General features: G+C 61.7%; 20 protein-coding genes. 7 read left to right on the plus strand and 13 right to left on the minus strand.

Annotation, left to right across the window (positions count from 1 at the left end):
* Positions 1-2: 2 nt before the first annotated feature.
* From BM267_RS15665 to crp, 8 genes are all read right to left on the minus strand, one after another.
* Complete coding sequence (locus tag BM267_RS15665) at positions 3-683, minus strand: DUF4194 domain-containing protein (protein WP_074781266.1); 681 nt, start codon at positions 681-683, stop codon at positions 3-5.
* Complete coding sequence (locus BM267_RS15670; protein ID WP_074781265.1) at positions 676-2,115, minus strand: Wadjet anti-phage system protein JetA family protein; 1,440 nt, start codon at positions 2,113-2,115, stop codon at positions 676-678. The genes BM267_RS15665 and BM267_RS15670 overlap by 8 nt, the downstream gene beginning before the upstream one ends.
* Positions 2,116-2,470: 355 nt before the next feature.
* Positions 2,471-4,351 (minus strand): 1-deoxy-D-xylulose-5-phosphate synthase, encoded by a 1,881-nt coding sequence (dxs, locus tag BM267_RS15675; protein WP_074781264.1) that lies wholly within the window; start codon positions 4,349-4,351, stop codon positions 2,471-2,473.
* Positions 4,352-4,460: 109 nt separating this feature from the next.
* A complete protein-coding gene (locus tag BM267_RS15680; RefSeq protein ID WP_074781263.1) occupies positions 4,461-5,348 on the minus strand; it encodes a polyprenyl synthetase family protein in 888 nt (295 codons plus the stop codon).
* Complete coding sequence (locus BM267_RS15685) at positions 5,345-5,584, minus strand: exodeoxyribonuclease VII small subunit (RefSeq protein WP_036993613.1); 240 nt, start codon at positions 5,582-5,584, stop codon at positions 5,345-5,347. Before BM267_RS15685 ends, BM267_RS15680 begins: the two co-directional genes overlap by 4 nt.
* Positions 5,585-5,673: 89 nt before the next feature.
* On the minus strand, positions 5,674-6,396 hold the full coding sequence (locus BM267_RS15690; protein ID WP_074781262.1) for a 16S rRNA (uracil(1498)-N(3))-methyltransferase: 723 nt from the start codon (positions 6,394-6,396) through the stop codon (positions 5,674-5,676).
* A 2-nt stretch (positions 6,397-6,398) separates the two neighbouring features.
* Positions 6,399-7,751 carry an adenosylmethionine--8-amino-7-oxononanoate transaminase gene (locus BM267_RS15695; RefSeq protein ID WP_074781261.1) on the minus strand — a complete coding sequence of 451 codons (1,353 nt, stop codon included), beginning with the start codon at positions 7,749-7,751 and terminating at the stop codon, positions 6,399-6,401.
* 67 nt (positions 7,752-7,818) lie between these two features.
* Positions 7,819-8,463 carry a cAMP-activated global transcriptional regulator CRP gene (gene crp, locus BM267_RS15700; protein WP_036993611.1) on the minus strand — a complete coding sequence of 215 codons (645 nt, stop codon included), beginning with the start codon at positions 8,461-8,463 and terminating at the stop codon, positions 7,819-7,821.
* A gap of 186 nt (positions 8,464-8,649) precedes the next feature.
* Here crp and BM267_RS15705 point away from each other — a divergent pair, with 186 nt between their 5' ends.
* Entirely contained in the window at positions 8,650-9,072 is a 423-nt protein-coding gene (locus tag BM267_RS15705) for an OsmC family protein (RefSeq protein ID WP_036993610.1), read from the plus strand.
* 33 nt (positions 9,073-9,105) lie between these two features.
* Here BM267_RS15705 and coq7 read toward each other — a convergent pair whose 3' ends face one another.
* Entirely contained in the window at positions 9,106-9,750 is a 645-nt protein-coding gene (coq7, locus tag BM267_RS15710; protein WP_407920292.1) for a 2-polyprenyl-3-methyl-6-methoxy-1,4-benzoquinone monooxygenase, read from the minus strand.
* 61 nt (positions 9,751-9,811) lie between these two features.
* On the minus strand, positions 9,812-10,150 hold the full coding sequence (locus BM267_RS15715) for a histidine triad nucleotide-binding protein (protein ID WP_036993609.1): 339 nt from the start codon (positions 10,148-10,150) through the stop codon (positions 9,812-9,814).
* A 76-nt stretch (positions 10,151-10,226) separates the two neighbouring features.
* Between BM267_RS15715 and BM267_RS15720 the strand changes: the two genes are divergently transcribed.
* Complete coding sequence (locus tag BM267_RS15720) at positions 10,227-11,708, plus strand: AAA family ATPase (protein WP_074781260.1); 1,482 nt, start codon at positions 10,227-10,229, stop codon at positions 11,706-11,708.
* Here BM267_RS15720 and hemJ read toward each other — a convergent pair whose 3' ends face one another.
* Positions 11,709-12,131 carry a protoporphyrinogen oxidase HemJ gene (gene hemJ, locus BM267_RS15725; protein ID WP_074781259.1) on the minus strand — a complete coding sequence of 141 codons (423 nt, stop codon included), beginning with the start codon at positions 12,129-12,131 and terminating at the stop codon, positions 11,709-11,711.
* 108 nt (positions 12,132-12,239) lie between these two features.
* Between hemJ and argC the strand changes: the two genes are divergently transcribed.
* From argC to erpA, 4 genes are all read left to right on the plus strand, one after another.
* Positions 12,240-13,274, plus strand: a complete 1,035-nt coding sequence (gene argC / locus BM267_RS15730) for an N-acetyl-gamma-glutamyl-phosphate reductase (protein ID WP_036993605.1) — start codon at positions 12,240-12,242, stop codon at positions 13,272-13,274.
* Entirely contained in the window at positions 13,274-14,023 is a 750-nt protein-coding gene (locus BM267_RS15735; RefSeq protein ID WP_074781258.1) for a DUF6776 family protein, read from the plus strand. The genes argC and BM267_RS15735 overlap by 1 nt, the downstream gene beginning before the upstream one ends.
* On the plus strand, positions 14,023-14,445 hold the full coding sequence (locus BM267_RS15740) for a bactofilin family protein (RefSeq protein WP_074781257.1): 423 nt from the start codon (positions 14,023-14,025) through the stop codon (positions 14,443-14,445). Before BM267_RS15735 ends, BM267_RS15740 begins: the two co-directional genes overlap by 1 nt.
* A gap of 66 nt (positions 14,446-14,511) precedes the next feature.
* Complete coding sequence (gene erpA / locus BM267_RS15745; protein ID WP_074781256.1) at positions 14,512-14,865, plus strand: iron-sulfur cluster insertion protein ErpA; 354 nt, start codon at positions 14,512-14,514, stop codon at positions 14,863-14,865.
* Between the two features lie 60 nt (positions 14,866-14,925).
* Here erpA and BM267_RS15750 read toward each other — a convergent pair whose 3' ends face one another.
* Both BM267_RS15750 and BM267_RS15755 read right to left on the minus strand, forming a co-directional pair.
* Positions 14,926-16,020 carry an anhydro-N-acetylmuramic acid kinase gene (locus tag BM267_RS15750; RefSeq protein WP_268873973.1) on the minus strand — a complete coding sequence of 365 codons (1,095 nt, stop codon included), beginning with the start codon at positions 16,018-16,020 and terminating at the stop codon, positions 14,926-14,928.
* Positions 16,021-17,475 (minus strand): peptidoglycan DD-metalloendopeptidase family protein, encoded by a 1,455-nt coding sequence (locus BM267_RS15755; protein ID WP_074781255.1) that lies wholly within the window; start codon positions 17,473-17,475, stop codon positions 16,021-16,023. It abuts the gene before it with no gap.
* A gap of 240 nt (positions 17,476-17,715) precedes the next feature.
* On the opposite strand from BM267_RS15755, the gene tyrS reads away from it, so the two are divergent.
* Positions 17,716-18,915, plus strand: coding sequence for a tyrosine--tRNA ligase (gene tyrS / locus BM267_RS15760; protein WP_074781254.1), 1,200 nt, complete (start codon positions 17,716-17,718; stop codon positions 18,913-18,915).
* The last annotated feature ends 377 nt before the right edge of the window (positions 18,916-19,292 follow it).

The following is a 19,292-nucleotide window of genomic DNA, read 5'->3' on the forward strand; positions in this document are numbered from 1 at the left end:
GCTCAGTTGGCTCCTTCGGCAAGGTCAGCGGGTTCGTCGATTGGGTCTTCGTCATCCAGTACCACGCCGCCAGCCAGTTGGCTCAGGGCGGTGTCGGTCACCAGGCTGATGATGCCGGGGCGGATGATCAGCCAGCTTTCGCCATCTTCCATGGAACCGTCGCCAGGGCTGCGCAGCAAGCGCAGCTGGCGCATGCGCCGCAGCAGCGCCTGACGCTCGCTGGCCTGTTCCGGCAAGGGCCGGCCGAGCAGGTTGCGGTGGCTCAGGCTGAGGGCTTCGAGCGAGAGCATTACCTGCCCCAGCTCGTCTACCTGGCCGTCACGCAGGGCCTTGTCGTATTCGGCACGCAGTACCAGCACCAGCGACACTTCCTGCTGGTTGAGGCGTTCGCGCAGGCCGTTGTTGAAGCTGTCTTCGCTGTCGGCCAGGCCGGGTACTTCCGCACCCGGCGGGAAGATGCGGACCATGTTGAAGCGTGATTCATGGAGCAGGCGAATACGCAGGACCCACAGGTAGTCCTCGACCAGCGGCTGCACCTGCAGGAAGCGGTCATAGAGTTCGGCTTCGCGCTTGCTTTCGTCACGGCACAGCACGCCGCGGTCGAGGAGCCGGATCATCAGGTCGGAAAAATCATCGGCGCTGATGCCGTGTTGCTGCAGTTGTTCTTCCAGGGCGTCACGCATGGGTATCTTGTTCCAGTTCGATGATGAAACCGTCACGGCGGTTGAAGTAGGTGTCGCCGGTAACCGGCTGGCCAGTCGGCTCGATCTTTACGCGAAAGCCTGCCGCGGCCTGGTCGGCGCTGCCCAGGGCGATGACATGGCTGACCGCCAGCAGGTCGCTGGCATCGCGGATGGGCAGGTCGCCGCTGTTGATGCGGCGACCATCGCCCAGGGCGCTGCGCAGGTAATCACGCATGCCGCTGGCATTGATATGGAAGGCCCGCTCCAGCAGTTGGCTGACGGCCAGTGAGCGCAGGGTCTGGTCGTCCGGCAGGCCGGGGTCGTCCATCTGGCTTTGCACCGGCTGGCGGTTCTGGCGCTCGCGCAGGCGCACCTGGGCTGGGTCGATCAGTTCCACGCGCAGGCGCGCCATGGCGTCGCCGGCGGCGTTCATGCGTTGTTCGTAGCTGGCCGGGTCGAGGGCGCTGAGTTCGCGGCACAGGCCGACGATGTCGTTGTGCTGCTGGGTCTGCAGGTAGCTCAGTTGGCGGATGAGGATGTCGGCCCGTTTGGTGAAGCTCTGCAGGGTGCGGCGCAGGGCTGGCAGCATGATCTCCGAGGCGTTGCGCAGGCGGTTGTCGATGGTGTCGAGCAGTTGCCAGAGTACCGAGGCGCTGTCGTCGACAATCAGATCCGGGGCCAGGCGGCGCAGTTCCCGTTCGGCGTTGGCTTTCCATTCCCGGGGCTTGTGGCGGATGCGCCGGAGCACGTCGTGAATGCGGTCGCGGTGTTTTTCCACGCTGTCGGCGGACAGGCGAATGGAGACGTCGGGCTGGAAGCGGCGCTCCATGAAGTCGAAGAACTGGTCGCTGGCCTGTTGCACCAGTTGCTGGGCTTCGACTTCGCGCACCAGTTGGCGTTTGCGCTCTTCGAGCTCGGCGATGATGTCGGTGAAGTCGGCGATGATGCGTTCGGAGTATTCGTAGGCGTCGAGCAGGTCGTAGACTTCGCCGCGCTCGGCGAAGGCGGACAGGGCGTTGAGCGTGTTGCGGGTGTTGCGGTGCCGGGTGCGCACGCTATGGCCGACGGCTTCGACCAGCGATTGGGTGAACAGGCGGCCAAGGCGGCTGAAGGGGTAGGTGGACTGGAAGGTGGCCTGGTCTACCTGGCGTTCGAGCCAGCCATGGTCGACCAGGCTGTTGAGGACCCAGCCGGCCTGTTCGCGGTTGTTGCGGAAGCGCCCCTGGTCGTCATCGTCGCCCTCGAGCAGGGGCGCGCGTTCCAGTGCTTCGCTGAAGATATCCAGCACCTGTTCGCGCTTGAGCGACTCGCCGTAGTCGGCGCTGGCGCTGTACAGGCGGTCGTGCAGCAGGCGCAGGCATTCGACGATCTGTTCGCGGTACTTGCTGGTCAGTGGTTTGAAGAACTGCAGGCGCTGGTCGGCGAAGAACATAGGGCGTCCGGAGCTGGTGAGTCAGCCGCGTATTATGCCGCATGCGGCCAGGGATTTGAGCTTTACCTGGTCGGGGATGGGCGGTTTTTGTGGATGGGGTTGTGGTTTGGGGCTGGCTGCAGGTGTTGCCTGGTGTCGCTATACGCTGCGCGCGGCTGGTGGATTGGCGTTGCGGCACGGCTGACTACCCGCCCCGCCCGGACGCGCACCCCGCCATCCATGGCGCTCGTCTACGTCCGTCCCTGGACGCAGACGGTCCGGGCGGGGCGGGTAGTCAGCCATGCCGATTTAGATTGGTGTGTCATGGGGCACTGGGCGCACGGGTGCGCCCAGGAGGGTTAGTGCAGGTCTTTCGTTATTGGGCCGACAACCGCTGGCGGATGGCCTGTTCGATGCCCGCTGCGTCCAGCCCACATTCGGCCAGCATGTTGTTGGGCTTGTCATGTTCGACGTAGATATCCGGCAGGCCGAGATTGAGGACCGGAATCTGGATACCTTCGGCCAGCAGCCATTCGTTCACGGCGCTGCCGGCTCCGCCCATGACGGCGTTCTCTTCGAGGGTGACCAGCAGGCCGTGACTGTCGGCCAGTTGCTGCAACAGCTCGGTATCCAGCGGTTTGACGAAGCGCATGTTGGCGACCGTAGCGTTCAGCGCCTCGGCGGCGACGATGGCGTTGGCATGCAGGGTGCCGAAATTGAGAATGGCAACCTTCTGGCCCTGGCGGCTGATTACTCCTTTGCCGATGGGCAATGGCTCCAGCGCCGGGTCGACCGGTACACCCGGTCCGGTGCCGCGGGGATAGCGCACGGCGGCGGGGCCGTTGTGCAGGAAGCCGGTGGTGAGCATCTGCCGGGTTTCGTTTTCATCGGCTGGCGCCATGATCAGCATATTGGGGATGCAGCGCAGGTAGCTGAGGTCGAAGCTGCCGGCGTGGGTCGGGCCGTCTTCGCCGACCAGGCCGGCGCGGTCGATGGCGAAGAGTACGTCCAGGTCCTGTACGGCGACATCATGGATCAGTTGATCGTAGGCGCGTTGCAGGAAGGTCGAGTAGATCGCTACTACCGGCTTCGCCCCTTCGCAGGCCATGCCGGCGGCGAGGGTAACGGCGTGCTGTTCGGCGATGGCCACATCGAAGTAGCGCCGCGGGAAGCGTTCGCTGAAGGCGATCAGGTCGGAGCCTTCCTTCATGGCCGGGGTGATGCCGACCAGCCGCGCGTCGGCTTCAGCCATATCGCACAACCATTGGCCGAAGACATTGGAATACTTCAGCTTGCTCGCGCCGTTGCTGCTGGGCTTGGGTTCGAGCTTGGTGATGGCGTGGTAGCCGATGGGATCGGCTTCGGCCGGAGAGAAGCCCTTGCCTTTCTTGGTGACCACATGCAGGAATTGCGGGCCTTTGAGCTGGCGCATGTTGCGCAGCGTGGTGACCAGCGTCGGCAGGTCATGACCATCGATGGGGCCGATATAGTTCCAGCCCAGCTCTTCGAACAAGACGCCCGGGGCAAGCATGGCCTTGGCGGTTTCTTCGGTTTTGCGGGCCAGTTCCCAGGCCGGCGGGATCTTCGACAGCACTTTCTTGCTACCTTCGCGCATATGCGAGTAGGTGCGGCTGGAGAGAATCTTGGCCAGGTAATTGGACAGTCCGCCGACGTTATGGGAGATCGACATGTCATTGTCGTTCAGCACTACCAGCATGTCGGCGTCGACTTCGCCGGCATGGTTGAGTGCTTCGAAGGCCATCCCGGCAGTCATGGCGCCGTCGCCGATGACCGCCACCGTGCGGCGGTCCAGGCCCTGCAGGCGGGAGGCGATGGCCATGCCCAGGCCGGCGCTGATCGAGGTGCTGGAATGACCGACGCCGAAGGTATCGAAGGGGCTTTCGCTGCGCCGGGGGAAGGCGGAGAGGCCGCCTTTCTGCCGCAAGGTGGCCATTTCTTCGCGGCGACCGGTAAGGATCTTGTGCGGATAGGCCTGGTGGCCCACATCCCACAGCAGTCGATCTTCGGGCGTCTGGTAGATGTAATGCAGGGCTACCGTCAGCTCGATGACCCCGAGCCCGGCACCGAAGTGACCACCGGTCTGGCCGACTGTCCACAGCAGAAACAGGCGCAACTCATCCGCCAGTTCCGGCAGCTGCGCTTCGTCGAGTTCGCGCAGCTTGTCGATGGTGTCAAGGCTGTCCAATAGCGGAGTGCTCGGACGGTCGCGGGGTATGTCGTGGAAAGTGCTAGGCATCAAACAAGGCTCTGATTGCCGCAGAGGTGCAGCAGGAAACAAGCGCGCAGTTTAACCGATGAGGGTCGATAGCCCAACTCCGGCGGCACTGAGCGATGGGAACGGGTGCTCAGAACTGGCGTTCCACAATGTAACGGGCGACCTGGCGCAGGCGCTCGGCATTGCTGCCGAAGGGCTCCAGCGTGCTGATCGCCTGGTCACACAGGGAGCGGGCCAGGGCATGGGCGCCGTCGAGCCCGAGCATGGCCGGGTAGGTCGGTTTGTCCCGGGCGCTGTCTGCGCCCTGTTGCTTGCCCGAGATGCTGGTGTCGATCTCGACATCGATGATGTCGTCCTGCACCTGGAAGGCCAGACCGATGCAACGGGCATACTGGTCAAGGGTCGCCAGCTGGGCTTCATCGGCGCGCTCGGACGCCAGTGCGCCGAGCTGGACGCTGGCGCGGATCAGCGCGCCGGTCTTGTGCTGATGCATGTCTTCCAGCGCATTCTGATCCAGTTGCGTGCCTACGGCGGCCAGGTCGATGGCCTGGCCGCCGACCATGCCCTGGGGGCCGGCTGCGCGGGCCAGCAGGCTGGTCATACGCAGCCGGGTGTCGGCCTGCCAGCTGCCCTCACGGCTGATCCATTCGAAAGCCAGGGCCTGCAGCGCGTCGCCGGCGAGAATCGCAGTGGCTTCATCGAAGGCGCGGTGACAGGTCGGCCGGCCGCGGCGCAGGTCGTCGTCGTCCATTGCCGGCAGATCGTCATGGATCAGCGAATAGGCGTGGATCAGCTCTACCGCGCCGGCAACCACATCCACCGCCACTGCGGTGGTTCCGAAGGCTTCGCAACTGGCGTAGGTCAGAATTGGCCGCACGCGCTTGCCGCCACCGGTGACGCTGTAGCGCATGGCGGCGTAGAGCCGGTCGAGACCCGGATGGTTATTGTCGAACTGTTGTTCGAGATAGCCGTCGATGCGCTGCTGACAGGTCTTGAGATAGTCTTCAAAACGCGTCATTGCGCATCCTCGGCAAAGGGCGCGGTGGTCAGTTGACCGTCCTGTTCCAGCAGTTGGGAAACCTTCTGCTCGGCCTGGGTCAGGGCCTGCTGGCATTCGCGGGTCAGGGCTACGCCCTGTTCGAAGGCGCTGAGCGATTCTTCCAGGCTGAGGTCGCCGCTCTCCAGCCGTTCAACCAGGGTTTGCAAGGCGCCCAGCGATTGCTCGAAATCGACAGCAGTTTTTTTTCGGGCCATGGGCAGCTACCTCGGTTGCGATGGTGATGGGAAAACCGCTGAACATTACCCAAGCCGGCGGGTGCGGTCAATTGCAGCTCGGCAGTGGCTCAGAGATCGCCCCACAGTTGCTGGACGATGCTCAGCGCTACCACGGGAGCGGTTTCGGTACGCAGTACCCGCGGACCGAAGCGCGTGGCGTGGAAACCGGTGGTTTCGGCCTGGCTGATTTCCGTGGCGCTGAGCCCGCCTTCCGGGCCGATGAGCAAGCCCAGGGTCCGGGGTGGCGTCAGGCTGGCCAGGCTCTGGCTGGTGCGGTGATGCAGTACCAGTTTCAGCTCGGTATCCAATGTTGCGAGCCAGTCTGCTAGCGCCATGGGTGGATTGACGGTGGGCACCACGCTGCGCCCGCACTGCTCGCAGGCGCTGATCGCGACCTGCTGCCAGTGCTGCTGGCGCTTGTCCGCCCGCTCGCCTTGCAGCCGCACCTCGCAGCGTTCGGTGAACAGCGGGGTGATCTGCGCGACGCCCAGCTCGACGGCCTTCTGAATTGCCCAGTCCATGCGCTCGCCACGGGACATGGCCTGGCCCAGATGCACCTGCAGGGGCGATTCGGGCAGGCCGTCCACTGGCGCATCGAGGCTGATGCGCACCTGGCGTTTGCCGGCTTCCAGCACTGTGCCGGGCCATTCCTGGCCACTGCCGTTGAAGATCTGCACCGGCGCACCGGGGCCGAGGCGCAAGACCCGGCTGATGTAGTGGGCCAGGTCGCCCTCCAGCAATTGTTCGCCCTGGCTCAGCGGTGCGTCCAGATAGAAGCGGGAAACGCGCACGGTCAGTTCCTGGTGGCCAGTTCGATACCTTCCCAGGCGACGCTGGCCAGGTGGTCGATCTGGTCGGGAGTGATGACATAGGGCGGCATGAAATACACCACGCTGCCCAGTGGGCGCAGCAGGGACTCGTGCTTGAGCCCATGCTCGTAGACGCGGATGCCGCGGCGTTCCTGCCAAGGGTAGGGCGTGCGATTGGCCTTGTCCTGCACCATTTCGATGGCCAGCACCATGCCGGTCTGGCGCACCTCGGCCACATGGGGGTGATCGGCGAAATGCGCGGTAGCCTTGGCCATATGGCCGGCCAGGACCTTGTTGTTTTCGATCACGTTGTCCCGCTCGAACAGGTCGAGGGTAGCCAGTGCCGCGGCGCAGGCCAGCGGATTGCCGGTATAACTGTGCGAGTGCAGGAAGGCGCGCATGGTTTCGTAGTCGTCGTAGAACGCTTCGTAGATCTTGTCGGTGGTCAGGCAGACCGACATGGGCAGGTAGCCGCCAGTCAGCGCCTTGGACAGACACAGAAAGTCCGGGCTGATATCGGCCTGTTCACAGGCGAACATGCTGCCGGTGCGGCCGAAGCCCACGGCGATCTCGTCATGGATCAGGTGCACGCCATAGCGATCGCAGGCTTCGCGCAATAGCTTGAGGTAGACCGGGTGATACATGCGCATGCCGCCGGCGCACTGGATCAGCGGTTCGATGATGACCGCAGCGACCTGCTCATGGTTATTTGCCAGGGTGCGTTCCATGTGCTCGAACATGAGCCGGCTGTGCTCTTCCCAGGTGCTGCCCGGCTCGCGGTCGTAGCAGTCCGGTGAGGGCACGGTGATGACGTCCATCAGCAACGGTTCGTAGGTTTCCTTGTACAGCGCCACATCGCCCACCGCCAGCGCCGCGAGGGTTTCGCCGTGGTAACTGTTGGACAGGGTGATGAAGCGCCTTTTCTCCGGCTTGCCGGTATTGAGCCAGTAATGGAAGCTCATCTTCAACGCCACCTCGATGCACGACGAGCCGTTGTCGGCATAGAAGCAGCGGGTCAGCGGCGCCGGGGTGATGGCCACCAGGCGCTCGGACAGCTCGATGACCGGGGGATGGGAGAAGCCGGCCAGGATGACGTGCTCCAGGGTATCGAGCTGCTGCTTGATGCGCTGATTGATGTAGGGATTGGCGTGGCCGAAGGCATTGACCCACCAGGAGCTCACGGCATCCAGATAGCGGTTGCCGTCGAAATCGTACAACCACACGCCTTCGCCCCGCTGAACCGGGATGATGGGCATGTGCTCGTGGTCTTTCATCTGGGTGCAGGGATGCCAGAGTACTGAAATGTCCCGCTGCATCCATTCGTTGTTCAAGCTCATGATGGCCTCGCCGGATGGGAAATATCCGGCGATTGTACCTCAGGCACTGGCTCTTCTGCAGGCGCTGCTAGCGGGTACCGTACACCACCATGGTCTTGCCCTTGACGCTGATCAGCCCTTGCTCTTCGAGGATCTTCAGCACGCGCCCGACCATTTCCCGCGAACAACCGACAATGCGACCGATCTCCTGGCGGGTAATCCTGATCTGCATGCCATCGGGGTGGGTCATGGCATCGGGCTGCTTGCACAGGTCCAGCAGGGTAGCGGCCACGCGGCCAGTCACGTCGAGAAAAGCCAGATTGCCTACCTTGGCGGTGGTGCGCCGTAGGCGATCAGCCATCTGCCGCCCAACCGCATAGAGCAGTTCCGGGTCTTGGGCGGAAATGGCGCGGAATTCGGCATAGGGCAGCTCAGCGACTTCGCATTCGGTTCGGGCCTTGACCCAGGCGCTGCGATCCTGTTCAGCGCGCTCTTCATCGAACAATCCCATCTCGCCAAAGAAGTCGCCCTGGTTGAGGTAGGCGAGGATCATGTCGCGCCCCGGGGCGTCCTGCAGCAGGATGGTGACCGAGCCCTTGACGATATAAAAGAGGCTGTCGGACACGTCGCCGGCGTGAATGATAGTGCTGCGCGGGGCGAAATGGCGACGGGTACAATGTTCGAGAAACGCATCGAAGTTTTTTGTTTTGGCTATCAGCGATCGAGCATCCATTGTTGTCATCCTGTCAGATATGATCGAGCAGACCATGGCGAACATGGGCGTCCTTGCAGCCTCGAGTCGAGACCAAATCGGATTATGTCCAGTTTTGATTGCAATGGCCAGCCGTAGCGTCAGCTTTTAGGTGCTGTGCTATTCTCCGCCGCCAGCAGATCAAAACCATTGCGGCGGGAGAGCCAGATGAAAGCACATATCAAGTGGGTCGACGGTGCCATGTTTCTCGGTGAGTCGGGCAGCGGTCACACGGTAGTCATGGACGGACCGGCGGAATCGGGTGGGCGTAACATGGGGGTGCGGCCCATGGAAACGCTGTTGATCGGTCTGGGTGGCTGTGCCAGTTACGACGTGGTGAGCATTCTGAAGAAAGGCCGCCAGGATATTCGCGATGTTCATACCTTGCTGGAAGCGGAGCGTGCCGACAGCGAGCCCAAGGTCTTCACCCGCATCCATGTGCGTTTTGTGGTGACCGGCAAGCAGTTGAAGGAAGCGCAGGTCAAGCGGGCCGTTGAACTGTCGGCAGAGAAGTATTGCTCGGCCTCGATCATGCTCGGCCGTGCCGGTGTGGAGATCACCCACGATTACGAGATTATCGAAGTAGAGTGAGGTGGCGGCCCATCGGGTCGGACCGCCCCTGGTTCAGACTCGATAGGTGGCAGCAGTCATCACCTTGGACATCAGCTTCATGACGCCCTTGACCGGCCGCGGGAACACCACGCCGCCGGCCTGCAGGGCCTGGCTGCCATGTTCTATCTCATCCTCGCGCATCTGTTCGAGAATCGCCCGTGACTTGAGGTCATCCTCTGGCAGCTGGCGCAGATGGTCATCCAGATGCCGCTCCACCAACTGCTCGGTGGCGGCAACGAAGCCCAGGCTGATGCGGTCACTGATCTTGCCAGCGGCCGCGCCAATCCCGAAGGACAGGCCATAGAACAGCGGATTGAGCACGCTGGTGCGGCTGTCCAGTTCACGCAGGCGCTGTTCACACCAGGCCAGATGATCCACTTCCTCGGCAGCGGCATGCTCCATCTTGCCGCGCACTTCGGGCAGCTTGGCGGTCAATGCCTGGCCCTGATACAGCGCCTGGGCGCAGACTTCGCCGGTATGGTTGATGCGCATCAGTCCGGCGATATGCCGCCGCTGCTGCTCGGTCACCGCATCGGTGCGCAGGTGTTGCGCAGGCGAAGGGCGGGCAGCAGCGGCAGCGCCGGGCACCAGGGTGCGCATGGCCTGATCGGACTGGTTCAACAGGCGATCAAGCAGGCTGTATTGACGTGTACTCATGATTTGTCTCCTGAACAACCCGCAGTATAGCGGCTGAGGCCGCCGCTGACGTTGTTGCAGATCAACCCGGAGGCCAACCCATCTGCCGCTGCCCCAGCACATGCAGGTGAATGTGGTAGACCGTCTGGCTGCCCATTTCCTTGCAGTTGAACACGGTGCGAAAGCCTCCCTCGCAGCCCAGCTCCAGGGCCAGCCGCTGAGCGACATAGGTCATGTGGCCAACCAGTTCGCAATCATCCTCTGTCATGTCATTGAGAGTAGCGATATGCTTTTTCGGGATCACCAGAAAATGCACCGGCGCCTGGGGGTTGATGTCATGGAAGGCCAGTACGCGGTCATCCTCGAAGATTTTCTTTGACGGGATCTTGCCTTCGGCAATTTTGCAGAACAAACAATCCACGGCATGCTCCTGGTTGGACTGGAAATACCGCCAGTGTAACCAACCGCCGGCAGAATGTAACAGCGAGGGATGCGCAATGAAGAATGATATCCATGATCTGGGACTGGTACTGGACTCCCGGGTGCGGCTGGTGGTCATCCAATCCTGGGAAGAGCTGCGTGTGCTCGAAGCCATCGGCACGCTGGCGGTGAAACGGGGGCTCACCTGGTATACCTGGAATCAGGTCGAAGGGCTGCGGCGGCTGGGGTTCGGTAGTGCGTTGGAGGAGGCCGATGATCTGACCGATCCGGAGGTGGCCCTTGAGCATATCCGCCAGCAGCGCGAGCCGGCGTTGTATGTGTTCTGCGACCTGCATCCTTTTCTGCAGTCATCCCGGCTGATCCGTCTGCTCAAGATGATCGCCATGGACCCGGCGGATGCCGCGCCGACGCTGCTGCTGGTCAGCCACGAGTTGACCCTGGCGCCGGAGCTGCGGCGATTGGCGGCGCACATCAGCCTGAGCATGCCCTCGGATGAGCAATTGGCGTCCATCATCCGCGACGAGGCCGCGCGCTGGACCGAGCGCAACCAGGGCCGCCGGGTGCGCACCGACAACCGCACATTGCAGCAGGTGGTACGCAACCTCCGTGGGGTGACCCTTGGCGAGGCCCGGTTGCTGGCGCGCAAACTGATCGTGGACGACGGTGCCATTACCCAGGAGGATCTGCCGGTTCTTAATCGAGCCAAGTTCAGCCTGCTGGACATGCAGGGCGTGCTGAGCTTCGAGCAGGACGCCGCCCGGTTTGCCGACGTCGGCGGTCTGGCCCAGTTCAAACGCTGGCTGGGCGACCGGCAAGCGGCCTTCCAGCAGCCGCAAGCCAATGGCGATAGCCCCAAGGGTGTTTTGCTGGCTGGGGTGCAGGGCTCGGGCAAGAGCCTGGCCGCGCGAGCGGTAGCCGGGCTGTGGGGGTTGCCGCTGCTGCGGCTGGACTTCGGCGCGCTGTACAACAAGTACATCGGCGAAACCGAGAAAAACCTGCGGGATGCGCTGGCGATGGCCGATGCCATGGAGCCTTGCGTGCTCTGGATCGATGAGATCGAAAAGGGGCTGGGTGAAGACAGCGCTGATCAGGGCGTCTCGCGGCGAATCCTCGGCACCCTGCTGACCTGGATGGCCGAGCGCCGGAGCCGGGTATTTCTGGTGGCCACCGCCAATAACGTCATGCAGTTGCCGCCGGAACTGATCCGCAAGGGCAGGCTGGATGAATTGTTCTTTGTCGATCTGCCCGACGCCCGGGTGCGCGAGGATATCTTCCGGATCCACCTGGGGAGCCGCGAATTGGTCGTCGAGCGGTTCGATCTGCCGCTGTTGGCCGAGGCCAGCGCCGGTTTTGCCGGCGCGGAGATCGAACAAGCGGTGGTTTCCGCAGTCTATTGCGCCGCGGCCCGTCAGGAGGAAGTCGAGAATGCACACCTGCTCGATGCGCTGAACGAAACCTCGCCGCTGTCGGTGGTCATGGCCGAACGCATCCAGGCGCTGCGCGACTGGGCCCGGGACCGGGCGGTGATGGCCGACTGATCAGAACGGCTTGAGCACCACCAGCAATACGGCGCCGACCAACACCAGTACCGGTGCCTCGTTGAACCAGCGGTAGAACACATGGGAGCGGCTGTTATTGTCGCTGGCGAAGCGCTTGAGCTGCGCGCCGCAGATGAAATGGTAGATGATCAGCAAGGCTACAAGCGTCAGCTTGGCATGCAGCCAGCCCTGTTGCAGCCACTGCGGCGCGAGGACCAGCATCCAGACACCGAGCCCGACAGCGATCACCATCGAGGGTGTCATGATGCCGCGGTACAGCTTGCGCTCCATGATCTTGAAGCGATCACGGCTGGTCTGATCTTCGCTCATGGCGTGGTAGACGAACAGGCGCGGCAGGTAGAACAGGCCGGCGAACCAGGTGACAACGGCCATGATATGAAAGGCTTTGATCCACAGATACACGGGTGACTCCTCAAATCGGCAATAGCGAGGCGGGGTTGTGCTGGTAATTTCCCTCAGCGCTTTTATCATAGGGGGCTTGTGGCCATGTTAATCGATTCGAGGCGTAAGATGATCAAGATAGGCATTGTGGGAGGGACCGGGTATACCGGTGTCGAATTGCTGCGGTTGCTGGCAACGCACCCGGAGGCGCATGTCGAGATCATCACGTCCCGATCAGAAGAAGGCGTGCGGGTAGCGGATATGTATCCCAACCTGCGTGGCCACTATGATGATCTGGCTTTCAGTGTCCCGGATACCGCTGCCCTCGGCCGCTGCGACGTGGTGTTCTTCGCAACACCGCACGGCGTCGCTCATGCGCTCGCTGCCGAGCTGCTGGCCACCGGCACTCGCATCATCGACCTGTCCGCGGACTTCCGGCTGCGTGATGCCGATGTCTGGGCCAAGTGGTATGGCCAGCCCCATGGCGCGCCGGAACTGCTCGGCGAGGCGGTGTACGGGCTGCCGGAAGTCAATCGCGAGGCCATCCGCGGTGCCCGGCTGATCGCGGTGCCCGGTTGTTATCCGACCTCGGTGCAGCTGGGGCTTATCCCGCTGCTCGAAGCAGGGCTGGCGCGTACCGACAACCTGATTGCCGACTGCAAATCCGGCGTCAGCGGCGCGGGCCGGGGTGCCAAGGTGTCCTCCCTGTTCGGTGAAACGACCGAAAGCATGAAGGCCTACGGCGTCGCGGGCCATCGTCATCTGCCGGAAATCAGTCAGGGGTTGCAGCGCGCGGCTGGCGCAGAGGTTGGTCTGACCTTCGTGCCGCACCTGACACCGATGATCCGCGGCATTCACTCCACGCTGTATGCCCAGGTGCCGGATCACAGTGTCGACCTGCAAAAACTGTTCGCCGAGCGCTACGCCAACGAGCCCTTCGTTGATGTGATGCCCGCCGGCAGCCATCCGGAAACCCGCAGCGTCCGTGGCGCCAATGTCTGTCGCCTGGCTGTGCATCGGCCCCAGGGCGGTGACTTGGTGGTGGTGCTGTCGGTGATCGATAACCTGGTCAAGGGAGCTTCCGGTCAGGCCATCCAGAACATGAATATCGCCCTGGGGCTGGATGAACGCATGGGGCTGGCGCATCCGGCGCTCATGCCCTGATGGATAGTGACCAGACAAACCGACCCGCGGACGAGCCCAGTCTCAGTCTGCTCCCCGCCGCTCCGGCATCGGGCCCGCGCCGCTGGCTGATCTGGGGCCTGCTGGCCGGCTTGCCGTTGTGCGGCTGGCTGGGCTGGACCGCAGCAATGCATTCTGCGGGGATGCAGGATTACCAGCGCTTGCGCGATGAGCGCAGTGGCATACAGGCCGAACTTGAAGAAACACGCCACCGTCATCAGCAGCTTGAGGTAGATCTGCTGGTGGCGCGCCAATCGGCCGAGGATGGCCAGGAGACCATCGCAGACCTGGAGCAGCAGCTGTTCAAGCTGCAACAGGATCTGGTGCAATATCAGGGCGCCCTGGTCCCGAACGCCACCACACCCGGCGTTCGGTTTCAGGCATTCGAGGTGCAGCGCACCGAGGTGCCGGGGGTGTTCCGCTACAAGATCATGGTCAGCCGCGTCGGCAACGAGAGCGATACTGTGCAGGCGGAGCTGAGTATTGCGATCGACGGTTTGCTGGATGACAAACAGACCCGGGTATCACTCGCCGAGCTGACCGGTGGCAAGACCAGCAGCTTGACGTTGAACTTTCGTTATTTTCAGGTAGTGCCGGAAAACGGCAACGAGGCCGAATTGATGTTGCCGGTGGGCTTTGTGCCGCAAACCGTGCATCTGCGGGCCGAGCAGGATGGCAAGCTATTGCTTGAACAGACAATGGAATGGACAGAAACGGGAGTGGGATCCTGATGTTGAAATTAGATAGGCGCAAGAAAGCGAGCATCAATCAGCCCGCGGGCAAGACCACCTTTGTCGCAGGCGACACGGAGTTACGTGGCAATCTGCGGTTTAGTGGGGCGGTAAAGATCGAGGGGCGGGTCATTGGCAACATCGACGCGGATGACGGTGTCGTCAACGTCGGCAAGGAAGGCTATGTCGAGGGCATCATCAAGGCGCCGAGTGTGCTGATCAACGGGGTGGTGGTTGGTGATGTGCATGCCTTCGAGCACCTGCAGCTGGATACCGAGGCGCGGATCGATGGTGATCTTTATTACCGGTTCATGGAAATGGTGTCCGGTGCGCAGATCAACGGCCAGTTGCATTACCTTGGCGAAGGGCATGGCGCCGGAGCCGATAGCGGGTTGCCGTCGCGCGAATTCAAGAGTAGTTGACCAAAAGAGTCGGATAAACGGATAATAGCCGGCTTGTTGTGCTGCGGCACCGCCGCCGGAGGTTGTATGTCTAGTGCTGAAGTGTTCACCCCTGCCGCGATGCAGTTTTCCGATAGCGCTGTAGCGAAGGTACGCGCGCTGATCGATGAAGAAGGCAATGAAAGCCTGAGCCTGCGCGTATTCGTGACTGGCGGAGGCTGCTCCGGTTTCCAATACGGCTTCACCTTCGATGATGAATTGGCTGAAGACGACACCGTGATCGAGCGTGGTGGTGTCCGGCTGGTGGTCGACCCTATGAGTTTCCAGTATCTGGCGGGCTCGGAAGTGGACTATCAGGAAGGGCTGGAAGGTTCCCGTTTCGTCATCAACAACCCTAACGCAGCCACCACCTGTGGTTGCGGTTCGTCCTTTTCCATCTGATCGGCCTGCGGTCCTGCTGCTGCGTCAGACCGCCCAGGTGATTGAGTCGGCGCTGCCGACTCAGGCCGGATAAATCGCCCCCAGAATACGTTCGCCGCGGGCGCCGGTGACTGCCGGCAGGTTGCCGCTCTGGCGGGTCTGGCAGCGCCAGGCCAGCCAGGCGAAAGCGATCGCTTCCATCCAGTCCGGATCTACTCCTAGAGCCGCTGTGCTGTGCACCGGCCTGGGCGCGAGCAGCTGCTGCAGGCGCTCCATCAATGCGCCGTTGCGCACGCCGCCACCGCAGATATAGATCTCTCGGGCCTGGGGCTGGCAGCTGTCGAGGGCGTCGACAATGGTTCGGGCTGTCAATTCAAGCAAGGTAGCCTGTACGTCAGCGGGATTGTCCTGGCGACTATGCAGCTGGTGCGCCAGCCACGCCGGGTGAAAGTATTCCCGACCGGTGCTCTTCGGTGCGCTGCGCGCGAAATACGGGTCTGCCAGCATGGTTGCCAGCAATTCGGGGATCACTTGGCCACCGCGCGCCCAAGCACCGTCGGCGTCGAAGAATTTGCCGGTGTGCTGATGGATCCAGTGATCCAGTAGTACGTTGCCGGGACCACTATCGAAGCCGCTGACGCATGCGCCATCCAGCAGGGTCAGGTTGGCAAAACCGCCGATATTCACTACCGCCCGGGTCTGCGGAGCTGCCAGCAGCCAGGCATGGAAAGCTGGTACCAGTGGGGCGCCTTCGCCGCCGGCCGCCAGGTCGCGGTTGCGAAAATCACAGATTACGTCGATCCCGCTGAGCTCTGCCAGCAACGCGGGTGCGCCGATCTGCACGCTGAAACCGGATTCGGGATGGTGGCGAATGGTCTGGCCGTGGCTGCCAATGGCCGATACCTGATCCGGATGGACACTCTGCTGCTGCAGTAGCTCATCGACGCCCTGAGCTGCCAATCGAGCCCACTGCTGACCGGCAACGCCGGCACGGTGAATTTCATCCGCTCCGGGTTGGCAGAGTGCGAGCAGATCGTGACGTAATGCGGGGGGGAAGGGCATGCACGTAGCGCCAAGCAGTGTGGCGCGCGGTGCGGAAGGGGAAAATGAGGTCAGGGCGATGTCGATACCATCCAGGCTGGTGCCTGACATGATACCGACATACAAATGCTTCACTCAGTCGTCCAGCTGGGCCAGCTGCGTGGCGCCCTGCTGATCCAGGCTGGCCATCATCTGCTCGCTCAGCGCCATGAACTTGGTGCGCTCGCTCTTGGCAATGGGGTCCGAAGCTGGCAGCTTGACGCTGAGCGGATCCACATGGCGACCGTTGACCTGGAACTCATAATGCAGGTGCGGGCCGGTGGCCAGTCCGGTCGCGCCGACATAACCGATAACCTGGCCTTGGGCGACGTTGCTGCCTGTGCGAATGCCGTTGGCGTATCGGCTCATGTGTGCATAAAGAGTCTGATAGGTCTGGCCGTGCTTGATAACCACCGTGTTGCCATAGCCGCCCTTGCGCCCGACGTGTACTACGCGGCCATCGCCGGTTGCCTTGATCGGAGTGCCGGTGGCTGCAGCATAATCCACGCCTTTGTGGGCGCGAATCTTGTTCAGTACCGGGTGTCGGCGGCCGGGATTGAAGCGCGAGCTGATGCGGGCGAACTCAACCGGCGTACGGATGAAGGCCTTGCGCATGCTGGTGCCGTCGGCGCGATAGTAACTGCTGTTGCCGCCGCTGTCGGTATAGCGCACGGCAGTAAAGGTGCGGCCGCGGTTGGTGAAGCGGGCTGCGAGGATGCTGCCGGTCCCAACGCGCTGACCATCGACGTGCTTTTCTTCAAACAGCACTTCAAAATTATCACCCTGACGAATTTCGCGGGCGAAATCCACGTCATAGCCGAAGATGTTCGCCATCTGCATGGTCAGATTGTGAGACAGGCCGGCATTCTGGGCGGCAACGAACAGCGAGCTGTCAATGCTGCCATTGGCGAAGCGGGTGCTGATCTCGGGCTCGAGGACGTCCTTGGTGAACGCGTAACTATCGCCATCCCGGTCAATCTGGATGGTCTCGAGTTTATTGAGCTGGGAGCGCATGCCGAGCAGTTCGCCATTGTCGCCCAGCTTGAATTCCACTTGCTGTCCTGCGCGCAGGCGGGAGAACGCCTTGGCGTCCTTGCTGCTGTTGAGTACCGCATGCAGCGTATTGGCCGACAACCCGACACCCTGGAACAGGGTCGACAGGGTGTCGCCGGAGGCAACGGTCACGCTGGTCCACTCGGGGGTGACGGCCTGTTGCTCGTCAACCAGCTCTGTCAAAGGTTGCAGGCTGATGCCAGCTTGTACAATTTCAGGGGAAGCGGCAGTGTTCAGCGACTCGGAGGTGCTGGTCAGCTGCAGAGGCGAGCTGATTGTGACTGTTTCGCTGATCAGTGCATCCAACTCTTCAGAGAGCGCGGGTTTCGAGTTGTCCAGCTGCATGTCCTGCAGCTCGAGTTGGACCAGGGTTTTCTTGGCTTCGACTTCGGTTGTGGGGATGACGAGCAGGAAAATGCTCAGCGCGGCGGCGATACCACTGGCAGCCATCAAGTGGCTTTTCGGGTAGCGCGGTGACTTTGACTTGTGATGACCCATAAGCGCTCTTCTGGTTGATTCTGTGAAATGTGAAGTAACTTGCTAAATTATAACCGAAAGTGCCTTTAGGCAAGTATTTGCGTGCCCGCCCGTCAGGTTTTCGACGTCACTTTTCTGCTTGTGCTATGTACTGACCCTGCTCGCAGGCCGCGGGCGTGTTTGATCTTGATCATCAATGTTGTATCGTTGACCCCCTTTCTCCTTTGACCTTAATCAATCTTCACCAAACAGGAATCATGCATGAAACCGGTTGACGAGCAGTTGGCGCTGATCAAGCGCGGGGCGGACGAAATATTGGTAGAAGCCGAGCTGCGGGCCAAGCTGGAACGCGGAATTCCGCTGCGCATCAAGGCCGGTTTTGATCCGACCGCACCCGATCTGCACCTCGGTCACACCGTGCTTATCAACAAGTTGCGCCAGTTCCAGGAGCTGGGCCACCAAGTGCTGTTCCTGATTGGCGACTTCACCGGCATGATTGGCGATCCCAGTGGCAAGAACAGCACGCGCCCGCCGTTGACCCGTGAGCAGGTGCTGGCCAATGCCGAAACCTATAAAGAGCAGGTTTTCAAGATTCTTGATCCGCAGCTCACCCAGGTGGTGTTCAATTCCGAGTGGATGGATAAGTTCTCCGCCGCAGAAATGATTCAGCTGGCCGGCAAGTACACCGTGGCGCGGATGCTGGAGCGGGATGATTTTGACAAGCGTTATAAAGGTGGTCAGTCGATCGCCGTCCATGAGTTCCTCTATCCGTTGATCCAGGGTTACGACTCCGTCGCCATGCGTGCCGACATCGAGCTCGGTGGCACTGATCAGAAGTTCAACCTGCTGATGGGGCGTGAATTGCAGCGCCAGTATGGGCAGGAGCCGCAGATCACGCTGACCATGCCGCTGCTTGTGGGGCTGGATGGCGAGATGAAGATGTCCAAGTCGCTCGGCAACTATGTGGGTATCAATGACCAGCCGGGCGTCATGTACAACAAAATCGTCTCCATGCCGGATTCGCTCATGTGGCGCTACTTCGAGTTGCTTAGCTTCCGCAGCATGCAAGAGATCGATGGCCTGCGTGCCGATGTCGAGGCTGGAGCCAACCCGCGAGACATCAAGATAAAGCTGGCGGAAGAGCTGGTGGCGCGCTTCCATGGCGAAGAGGCAGCAGCCAGTGCTCATCGCTCTGCAGGAAACCGTCTGAAGGAGGGTGAGCTGCCTGAAGATCTGCCTGAGGTGATACTAGAGGCGGAGGCGGGCTTGCCCATATCGGCAGTACTCAACCGGGCCGGTATGGCCAAGAACGCGGCGGCTGCGCGGGACCTTCTTGGGGCTGGCTCGGTGAAGGTGGATGGTGAGGTGGTTGACCGGGATTTCGTGTTCCAGGTGGGGTCGGTGCATGTGTGTCAGGCGGGCAAGAAGAAATTTGCCCGAATCACCGTAAAAACCCCTTGACGGTATTTCTGAGGGGCCTATAATTCGCCCCTCGCAAGTCGCTGAGCTTTTCCAAAAGCCCAGGCCAATCAATAAGTTAGCGATAACTTGAGGGTTGACAGGCAAGCGAAACGGCGTAGAATGCGCCGCTCACTGAAGAGGCCGGCAACATCGCTTTTTCAGGGTGAGAAAGGATTTTCAGGAAGGCGTTGACACGGGGTATGACTCCTGTAGAATGCGCCTCCCTGGCCCGGAACAGCAGCAAGGTTCCAGGCCGATGTGTCAAGCGGTGCAGCGCTGCAAAGCCTCACAAAAAAAGCTTGACAGATCATAAGGTTGGCGTAGAATGCGCGGCCTTGGTTAAGCGGAAACGCGGACCGAATCGCTCTTTAACAAAT

Source organism: Halopseudomonas bauzanensis, from assembly GCF_900114735.1.
GTDB lineage: Bacteria > Pseudomonadota > Gammaproteobacteria > Pseudomonadales > Pseudomonadaceae > Halopseudomonas > Halopseudomonas bauzanensis.